The 7,708-nt window shown below is 61.2% G+C and carries 8 protein-coding genes; 1 reads left to right on the forward strand and 7 read right to left on the reverse strand.

Annotated features, from left to right (window positions below):
• Positions 1–9 precede the first annotated feature (9 nt).
• Genes F7R26_RS40710 through F7R26_RS40730 form a run of 5 tightly spaced genes read right to left on the reverse strand, consistent with a single transcriptional unit; the run spans position 10 to position 4,679 of the window.
• The gene (locus F7R26_RS40710; protein ID WP_011255148.1) at positions 10–1,068 is read right to left on the reverse strand and encodes a maleylacetate reductase; all 1,059 of its coding nucleotides are present in this window, start codon (positions 1,066–1,068) and stop codon (positions 10–12) included.
• Positions 1,065–1,781 carry a dienelactone hydrolase family protein gene (locus F7R26_RS40715; RefSeq protein ID WP_011255149.1) on the reverse strand — a complete coding sequence of 239 codons (717 nt, stop codon included), beginning with the start codon at positions 1,779–1,781 and terminating at the stop codon, positions 1,065–1,067. The genes F7R26_RS40710 and F7R26_RS40715 overlap by 4 nt, the downstream gene beginning before the upstream one ends.
• A 21-nt stretch (positions 1,782–1,802) precedes the next feature.
• Positions 1,803–2,813: a tripartite tricarboxylate transporter substrate binding protein gene (locus F7R26_RS40720; RefSeq protein WP_011255150.1), complete on the reverse strand. Its 1,011-nt coding sequence runs from the start codon at positions 2,811–2,813 to the stop codon at positions 1,803–1,805.
• Between the two features lies 1 nt (position 2,814).
• On the reverse strand, positions 2,815–3,927 hold the full coding sequence (locus F7R26_RS40725; protein ID WP_011255151.1) for a muconate cycloisomerase family protein: 1,113 nt from the start codon (positions 3,925–3,927) through the stop codon (positions 2,815–2,817).
• Positions 3,924–4,679, reverse strand: coding sequence for a chlorocatechol 1,2-dioxygenase (locus F7R26_RS40730; protein ID WP_011255152.1), 756 nt, complete (start codon positions 4,677–4,679; stop codon positions 3,924–3,926). Before F7R26_RS40730 ends, F7R26_RS40725 begins: the two co-directional genes overlap by 4 nt.
• A gap of 149 nt (positions 4,680–4,828) precedes the next feature.
• Between F7R26_RS40730 and F7R26_RS40735 the strand changes: the two genes are divergently transcribed.
• Positions 4,829–5,713, forward strand: coding sequence for a LysR substrate-binding domain-containing protein (locus tag F7R26_RS40735; RefSeq protein ID WP_011255153.1), 885 nt, complete (start codon positions 4,829–4,831; stop codon positions 5,711–5,713).
• A gap of 201 nt (positions 5,714–5,914) precedes the next feature.
• On the opposite strand, the gene F7R26_RS40740 is transcribed toward F7R26_RS40735, so the two are convergent.
• Positions 5,915–6,925, reverse strand: coding sequence for an AraC family transcriptional regulator (locus F7R26_RS40740; RefSeq protein WP_012250643.1), 1,011 nt, complete (start codon positions 6,923–6,925; stop codon positions 5,915–5,917).
• A 98-nt stretch (positions 6,926–7,023) separates the two neighbouring features.
• On the reverse strand, positions 7,024–7,488 hold the full coding sequence (locus F7R26_RS40745) for an MFS transporter (protein ID WP_234825212.1): 465 nt from the start codon (positions 7,486–7,488) through the stop codon (positions 7,024–7,026).
• Positions 7,489–7,708: the final 220 nt, after the last annotated feature.

Below are 7,708 nucleotides of genomic sequence, written 5' to 3' on the forward strand. Positions count from 1 at the left end.
GCGGCAAGGTCAGGGTTGCGGTGGCTCCCCTAGATAGGCCCTGCGCAGCAGATTCGCGATCGCATGCTTTTCGAGCGGTCGCGGATTGGGGTATTGCGCGGACATCACCAGCTCGCAGGCGCGGTCCAAGTCCGCTTCCTTCATCCCGATCGATTGCAGTGAAACCGGCGCGCCGTTCGACTTCGCGAGATCAAACAGTGCCTGCGCCGGTTCGCGAGTGGCGAGTGCCTCCTGCAGCCATGCATTCGCACGCGGGATGGCCGGCGTGTTGTAGGCGAGCGCGTGCGGCAGCACGACAGTGTGCGTTTCAGCGTGCGGCAGATTGAATGTTCCCCCCAACGTATGGCACAGCTTGTGGTGCAGGGCCATGCTGACATTGCCGAGCACACTTCCGCACAGCCATGCACCGTATTGCGCTTGCGAACGGGCCTCAAGGTCGGTCGGAGCCGAACGGATCGTGGGAATTGATTTGGCCAACGCCGCGATTCCTTGCTGGGCCATGATCGCGAGGATCGGGTTCACCTCCGGCGCGTAAAGGCCCTCAACCGCGTGCGCGATCGCGTTCAAACCGCTTGTCACGCTGATGCCCGTGGGCAGGCCGAATGTCAGCTCCGGGTCGTAGATGACCGTGCGCGCGAGGACGCGCCTATCCCGACCGGTCTTCTTCAATTCGTTTTCGGTGACGCCATAGATGGATGTCATCTCGCTTCCGGCATACGTCGTGGGGATGGCCACGATTGGCAATGACGAGTGGAGCGCGAGCATCTTCGCGAGGCCGATGGTTGAACCTCCGCCAGGGGCCACATAGCTGTCAACGCCGAGTTCTCGCGCGACAGAAGCCGCCTGATCGACGATTTGCGACGGCACGTGCATCGTCGCGCGGTCGAAGAATCCGGCGACGCTGCCGGGAATGAGGGCCGCGACCTGGTTGGCGAGTTCACGCTGCTCCGGGGTGGAGATAACCAGCACGCGCCGTATCCCGAGCAGCTTCAGTTCTTCGCCCAGAGACTGCAGGCGCCCCGCGCCGAACAAGACGCGAGGCGTGAGTGGGTCGTGGATGAAGTTCATTGGCCAATTGTCCCGATGGGCTTCATGCGCTTCAGCATTTCCAGCGTGCGTGCATTCGCCGTCCTCGTGGCCTCCGGTGAGAAGTTCGGGCTGGAAGCCCGCGCGAACGAGTGCCCGGCGTCGTACCAATGCAGCGCAATCGCGGGATTCGCTTCAAAGGCATTCGTGATGAGTTGTCTGGCCTCCGCGGTCACGAAATGGTCGTTCGTGCCCATGTGGAACATTGATGGTGTCTTCACAAGTCGGGCGCGTTCGAGACGCTTCTCGAAGCCGACGCCGTAGTAGCCGACACAGCATTGCGCGAATCCCTCTGCGGCAACTTCGTAGGCCAGCGCTCCGCCCAGGCAATAGCCGATCACCGCGACCCCGCCGTCGCAAAACGGCTGAGAAGCCGCGTAGGCGACTGTGGCCCGCAAATCCGCCACCCCATCTTCCAGCTTGTAGTCGCGGAACATCCCGAGCGCGCGCGCACGTTGTACTTCGTCGTTCGGATCGAACTCGATGCCTGGTCCGTGGCGCCAATACAGATCAGGACAGAGGCCCACAAAACCTTCTGATGCCAACCACGCCAAGACTTCGGTCATGAATGGGTTGACCCCAAAAATCTCCTGCGCAACGATCACCACCGGGCCGCGCCCGCGTGCCGGCAATTGCAGGTGCGCGCCGAAGCGGCCGCCTCCTTTCGCATCGATAGATAAGCCTTCAGTCAGCATGTGCTTGTCTCTCTTTCAACTTCACTGGTTTGCATTGAGGCGGTGTTCGACGATGAGCTTTTGCCACCGCTCCGTCTCGGACTTGAATAGGTCCGCAAGGACTTCCGGTGCGCCGCCGGCAGTCTTGATCCCAAGCTGCTTAAGTGCTTCGACGACGTCCGGCGCAGCAATCGCCTTGTTGATTTCGGCGTTAAGCCGCTCCACGACGGAGCGAGGCGTGCCTTTGGGTGCGAACACCCCGCACCATGTGAGCACTTCAAACCCGGGAAGGCCCGCCGCCTCGGCGATGGTCGGCACTTCGGGCAGTTGCGGATGGCGATCCAGGCTCGTCACCCCGAGTGCGCGAACGCGCTTGGCGAGGATGTTCTGGCGCTGCGATGTCACTGAGTCGATCATCATGTCGACGCGGCCCGCGACCAGGTCCGAAACGGCTGGACTGCTGCCCCGGTAGGGGACATGGAGCAGCTCCACGTTCGCCCTGGCCGCGAGGAGCGCGGAGGCAAGGTGGATAGACGTGCCCAATCCCGCGGAAGCAAAGGACAACTTGCCGGGGTTTTCGCGCGCCGCTTTCAGGAGCTGCGTGATGTCACGAAACCGCGAATCCGCCGGCACGACCAGAACGCTGGGGAGCGTCGCCGCGAGAACCACCGGAACGAAGTCGCGATCGGACTGGTACGGTACGCGAGGATAGAAGAACCGGTCCACCACCAGTCCCGTGGAGTTGATCAGAATGGTGTGTCCGTCAGACGGGGCCTTCGCGACGAGGTCGCTGCCGATGATGCCGCCCGAACCCGCGCGGTTATCCACCACAACCTGCTGCCCGATGCTCTCTGACATCTTTCGCGAAATGATGCGCGCGATCGCATCGACGGCTCCGCCCGGCGGGAAGGGAACCACCCACGTGATGGGACGCGATGGAAAGGCTTCGGGCCGTTGTGCCCTGGTTGAACCCGTCGTCATCGCGAGCGCGATGCCCGCAAGGACGCGCCGGCGGCCGATGTTCGCCAGGTGAGGGGGTTGCGAGACGGGCATCTCAGGCCGCCCGCGTGTAGTGCCGGACCTTGTCGTGGTCGAGGTCCACGCCGAGGCCGCTTCCAACAGGCAGGTGCACTTCGAAGTCCTTGATCTCAAGGTCCTGCTGGGTCAGACGGTCGCTGAGCACCCACGGGCCGATCAACTCGCACCCGTAGGGCAGGGAGGGCAATGTTGCGTAGACGTGCAGCGCCGCGGCCGTGCCGACCGTGGAGTCGAGCATGGTTCCACCATACGAGGAGATGCCCGCAGCTTCGGCAATTGCCGCCACCTTCAGCGTGTTCGCGATGCCGCCCATGTTGCAAAGCTTCAGGGAGAATGCATCCACCGCGCGGTCGCGTGCCAGTTCGAACGCGGACGACAGCGAGCTGAGGCTCTCGTCGGCGAGGATCGCCACGCCGTTTTGCTCCGTGAGGCGCCTGAGCGCACCGAAATTCGCTCTCGGCACGGGTTGCTCGACCAGTTCCACACCCGCTTCTTCGAGTCGCGGAATCCAGATCGATGCGGTCTGCTCATCCCATCCCTGGTTGACGTCGACGCGCACGGACGCTTTGTCGCCCACGGCCTTCACGATGCTGCGGATGTGCTCCAGATCCTGAGCCGGCGTGCGCGCGCCCAGCTTCACCTTGAAGCGGTTGTGTCGCCGTGCTTCGATCATTTCGAGGGCCGAGTCGATGTCCCGCGCGGTATCGCCGCTCGCGAGCGTCCATGCGATCGGGATGCTTTTCCTCATCGTCCCGCCGATGAGGTCCGCTATAGACAGGTTCAGCGCTCGCGCCTTCAGGTCGTGCAGCGCGATGTCGATGGCGGCCTTCGCGGACAGGTTGCCCGTGACAGCGCGGTCCATGAGAGCCCTTGCTTCGCTCAGGTTGGACGCATCTTTCCCGATCAGGAGTGGCGCCAAGTAATTGTCGATGATGACCTTGATGGTCTCCGCCGATTCGGAACCCCATGTCGGCCCACCGACACTTCCGCCTTCGCCGATGCCAACGAGCCCTCCCGCCGTCACTTGGACGATCACATAGCTCTGCTTGTGCACCGTGGTGAACGACATCTGCAACGGGCGACGTGTCGGGACGTCGACGATCGTTGTGCTGATGGCCTCGATCTTCATGCGTGCTCCCGGGGTCGTTCGATGACGAAGTCGATGGCCATCACCTGCGCGCCGCCCTCGGTCTTTGCCGGCATGACCAGGTCCGGTGCGACACCCTTGCAGCAGTCGCTGTCGACCCAGTCGCCGCCTTCGAAGTAGTACTGCGTGGTCAGCGGCACGAACCCGTCCTTGCGCACCTTGAAGTGCACGTGCGCGGGACGCCACGTATGGCTTCCCATCATTTCAAGCAGCACGCCGGTCGGTCCCTTGTTCGGGATCTGGTACGGGGCGGGCATGGTGGTGCGCACGGCGTACTTGCCCTGCGCATCGGCCACGACCTTGCCGCGGTACAAGTCGGTCGGGATCTGGTCATGAAAGCCGCTGTACTTGCCGTCGGGCGTGGAGTGCCACACGTCGATCACGGCTCCCGCGGCTGGCGCGCCATCGTCCGTGCGCACGGCGCCGCGGATCACGAGCGGGTGATGCGAGTCATCCTCGTAGGTCTTCAGGGCGCCGGCGACCACCGGGGCGCCTTCCAGGAAATACGGGCCCTGGATCGCGGGCGTGGATCCGCGCGTGGCCTGGGCTTTGAGGTCGACGATCGTGTGGTTGAAGAACACGTCCAGCAGGAGAGCCATTTCCTTGGCCTCGGCCAGTTTCATCATGTAGCCGACGCCCGCGCGCCACTCTTCTTCCGTCACGCGTTGCTCCGTGAGGGTCTTCTGGATCGCATCCACCAATGCGGACGCAACCTGCTTCACTCGTTCGTTCATCCCGGTCTCCTTTGTCGGTTTGCCCGGTCCGGATTGACGCGGGACGAGTGAATGCTAGGCAGCGCCGGCCATGCCGTCCAATACCAAATTAGTCAGCCATCGTTACGGTTTGCGTAATATAGGCACATCACCAACTCGGAAAGCGCGCCATGGAATTCCGGCAGCTCAAGTATTTCATCGCCGTCGCGGAAGCAGGGAACATGGCTGCAGCAGCCAAGCGCCTGCACGTCTCACAGCCCCCCATCACGCGGCAGATGCAAGCCCTGGAAGCGGACTTGGGCGTCGTGCTTCTGGAGCGAAGCCACCGCGGGATCGAACTCACCGCCGCAGGTCACGCTTTCCTGGAGGATGCGCGCCGCATCCTGGAGTTGGCAGGCCGTTCGGGTGATCGCTCCCGCGCCGCCGCGCGGGGCGACGTGGGCGAGTTGAGCGTGGCGTATTTCGGAACGCCCATCTACCGCAGCCTGCCCCTTTTGCTGCGCGCTTTCCTTACGTCCACGCCTACGGCGACGGTATCCCTCACGCACATGACCAAGGACGAGCAGGTGGAGGGCCTGCTCGCGGGGACCATCCACGTGGGCTTCAGCCGCTTCTTTCCCCGGCATCCCGGGATCGAGATCGTCAACATCGCGCAAGAGGATCTCTACCTCGCGGTGCACCGCTCCCAGTCGGGGAAGTTCGGCAAGACCTGCAAGCTCGCGGACCTGCGCGCGGTGGAACTCACACTGTTTCCGCGCGGCGGCCGGCCGAGCTTCGCCGATGAGGTGATCGGCCTGTTCAAGCACGCGGGTATCGAGCCCCGCATCGCCCGAGTCGTGGAGGACGCCACGGCCGCGCTCGCCCTGACCATGGCCGGTGCGGCGTCGAGCATCGTCCCTGCGTCTGTCGCAGCGATCCGTTGGCCGGATATCGCGTTCGCGCGGATCGTCGGGACACGGGTCAAGGTGCCCATCAGCTGCATCTTCCGCAAGGAGAAACAGCCGCCCATCCTGGCAAGGTTCGTGGAACACGTGCGGCGATCCGCGAAGGACTGAGGCAAATGGTTATTCGCTCAACCACGTTTGAGTTCGCAAGGTCCGATCGTCACGCTGGACAGGGATCGCGTTGCGGTCGCAAGCTACGAGTTCGTAGCCCAGCCTTCATCGCCCAGCCCGCCGTCACAGATGCAAAAGAGTCAGAAAGGTTGCAGTTCTGATGGCAAGCATTCGTAGCTACCGTCAAGCAAGCTTATCGGATCACTTGAGGTGGGCTCGATTGACTCGCTCGATGGTCTGCGAGGGTAGTTCCCCAAACTCGAGTCGGTACTCTTGAGAGAAACGCCCCAGGTGATGCAGTGCGCATTCTCCAGCCACCTCCGTGACGGAAGCGCGAGCTTGCGTCGATTCGAGCATCTTTCTAGCCTGCGTCAATCGGTGGAGGCGCAGGTACGCCATAGGACTCGTATTTCGAAATCGCCTGAAATTTATACAAAGGCAGCGCTTAGTTACTCCGGCGGCTGACGCAACCTCGGCCAGCGTAATCGCTTCCCGAAAGTTCTCGCGCATGAAGGCTTCCGCTTTTTGCACATGGAACGGCACGGCGCCCAAGCAACGTCGACCTGATTCGGCCGGAAGATAACGAATCATCAGGTCAACCATCAGATCGGCCATCCGCTCGGACGTGCGCGAGCTCGCAAGTACCGGATCGTGAGACTCAATCGCCGTGCAGACGGCATTTATCAAATCGAAAAGCATGGGAGCCTTGTCGATCCTGAGAGGAGACGGAAAGAAACGTAGATTGCCCGCAAAATCGGACAGAGTGCTTGCTGCGATTGCGTTCACCTGGCAAGCGTTAAAGCAAAACAGCAACTGCTCGGCGTCTTGGCTCAGAACCTTCGTGAAGGGCTCGCCGACGTTTAGCGCGGTCACCATCCCCGACTCCATGACGACATTACTGTTCTTGTAGATGGTGTCTGATCGGCCGGATAGGAGCACCTGCAGGATGTACTTATCTCGCAGTCCCGGGATGTCCATCAGAACGGGTGCGCCATATCGGATGCGGTGCACGGAAAAGTGCGGAAGTATGGCGCATCGATGTTCAAAGTCGAAGGAGGAGCCCGCTATTTGAGGTTCTAGCGAAGCGGCGGGCGCTAGCGCAACAGTGAGGTGGTCGCGTATTTCTCGCGCCCCATGTGCACGAAGCGCCAAGCTACCTTCCCGAAAGATATCCATTGGACTCAGAACCATAGCGCGACCTTTGTCAGCCATCCGAATCTAGTGCCTGCATCAAGACTAGCACGCGAACAAGGAGCAGAATAGGGGGGGCTACCCACTGCGGATAGCCGACGCGCTGTCGTCCTGGCCAGTCAGAGGCTCACATCGACGTCCTTTGTCTCGCGCATGAAGAACATCGCGACGACCACGGCTATACCGCCGACGATGATGGGATACCAAAGCCCTGCATAGACATTGCCTGTTTTTATGGAGATCGCGGTGGCAATGAACGGCGCAAGCCCGCCGAAGATCGCGGCGCCGATGTTGTAGGGTATGTTTATTGATGTATATCGAATTCTGGCCGGGAAAAGCTCAACATACAGTGCAGACATCGGGCCGTAGGCGAGGGCACCCCACAACATCAGAATTGCAAGTAGTGCATACATGCGAGGCCGATTGATCTGACCCAGTTCTGTCTGTCTGGGGTACCCTGAATCGATGAGCGCGGCCAATAGCACCTTAGGGTCGAATCCCGTTAATTCGCGTGTGCCGACGTGCACCTTGAGCCCCTCGCCTTGATCTCCTTGCTCCAACGTATAGGACAGACCGTTCTTCAATAAGAAATCCCGTGCGCGGTCACAGTCAGAATTAGTTGGCGTAAAAACGGCAGATCGACAATTTTTTGCCACCAATCGAATCTTCGTATGTTGATTTCCATCCAGAACTGATCCACTTAACCCGGTAATTTCCGTCTAAAACTGATCCACGTAACAACCCTAACCTGCTGATTTTTTCGGCAGGAGCATAGGAGTGATTGACGTGGCAACATTAATTGAC

It is taken from the genome of Cupriavidus basilensis (assembly GCF_008801925.2).
Classification (GTDB): Bacteria; Pseudomonadota; Gammaproteobacteria; order Burkholderiales; family Burkholderiaceae; genus Cupriavidus; species Cupriavidus basilensis.